Annotated in this window: 1 protein-coding gene; it reads right to left on the reverse strand. The window is 43.8% G+C overall.

All coding sequences use genetic code 11. The annotated features are described in order from the left end of the window. A partial coding sequence (locus tag IG627_RS20540; RefSeq protein WP_193195163.1) for a non-ribosomal peptide synthetase occupies positions 1-1,756 on the reverse strand: 1,756 nt, incomplete at both ends.

Raw genomic sequence — 1,756 nt, forward strand, 5'->3', positions numbered from 1 at the left:
CGTCCAACTCTAATACATGGCCATTGAACTCCGCCAAGACACTTTTCATATGACCAAGACTTAAAACTACACCTAACTCAGCATCCTCTAACATATAACTCAAACGATCCGGTGGATAGCTCGGGTCTAACGGTACATAAGCGCCGCCCGCTTTTAAAATCCCCAGAATACCAATCACCATTTCTAAGGAGCGCTCTACGCAAAGTCCCACCAAAGTATCCGGTACGATATCATAGTGTTCTTTTAGATAATGTGCTAACTGGTTAGCCTTTTCATTAAGCTGCTTATATGTCAGTGAATTGTCCGCAAAAATTATCGCGATATTATCTGGATTAGATTGCGCTTGTTGCTCAAACAGCTCATGGATACATTTATCTCTTGGATAGTCCATCGCTGTGTCATTTAGATCATGCACCAAGTACTGTATTTCATCAGCTGACAACATTGGTAAGTCACGGAGCTGTTGTGACGATTGCGTTCGTGATTGACCCAGTCCCTCGAGTAAACGACAAAGGTGATCATTTAACTGAGTAATATGCTGCTCTGAGAATAAGCTAACATCGTAATTCCAGCGCAAACTCACACCTTTCTCACTGATGCCCAGGTTAACAGTAAGGTCAAATTTCGCTTGAGTAAGATCTGACTGATACGGTTGAATATTTACGTCCGGTAGCTTGAATGTAGGATCAGCAAGATCACTGTTTGATCCGTAATCCGTGTTTGTAGTCAGCATAATTTGGAATAACGGACTGTGGGCTGTACTTCTCGGTACTTTTAATCGCTCCACCAGCTGCTCAAATGGTACATCCTGATTTGATTGTGCATCTAAATGTACTTTTCTGATATGAGCAAAGTAGTCAGACAGAGTATCATGCTTAGTATCCGCTCTAAGCACTAAAGTATTCACAAAGAACCCAATCAAAGATTCAAGCTCTGCCTGTAAACGGTTAGCCACCGGCGTGCCAATGACAATATCGGTACTGTTGCTGTGTCTCGATAAAAGTAGTGACAGCGCGCCATGCAACAACATGAATGGAGTTAATTCATGCGCTTTCGCCACGTCAAGCAGCTGCCTGGCTACTGTTGCGGGTAAGTCAGCGGTAACTATCGCTCCTTTATGCTGTTTTATCTTCGGCCTCACATAGTCTAAAGGCAGACTATGTAACGCAGGCAAATCATCAAGTTGCTTCTCCCAGTAGCACAGTTGCGACTCTAATAGGTCACCTTCCAGATGTTCATGTTGCCAATGGGCATAGTCTGCATATTGAACTGTCAGCGCAGGGAGTGGATTCATCTGTCCCTGACTATAGGCCTCATACAAACTCAAAAACTCTTTAAACAGTACATTCATTGACCAGCCATCTGAAGCAATGTGATGCATATTGAAAATGATCACGCCGCTACCGGCTGTCTTTTTCACATAACTCACCCGTAGCATCAGGTCTTCTGCAAGGTTAAAGGGCGTGGTGATATCCGATTCAACCAGTGCCTTTACCTGATCATCAAGAACATCGCCGGCAAGATGACTTAAATCTTTAACCTGAACATCAAAAACAACATCTAACCTATTGCGTATATGCTGAACGGTCTCCCCTTCTTGCGTGACATACACTGTCCGGAGTATTTCATGACGATCAATAATCGTATTAAAAACATCCCTCACCATGGGCAGATTGAGATGGCCTGTCACCTCAAACGCCATCGGCATGTTGTATTCTGGTGAACCACCCTGCAGGTTATCGATAAACCAAAGGCG

This window comes from Microbulbifer taiwanensis, from assembly GCF_014904815.1.
GTDB lineage: Bacteria > Pseudomonadota > Gammaproteobacteria > Pseudomonadales > Cellvibrionaceae > Microbulbifer > Microbulbifer taiwanensis.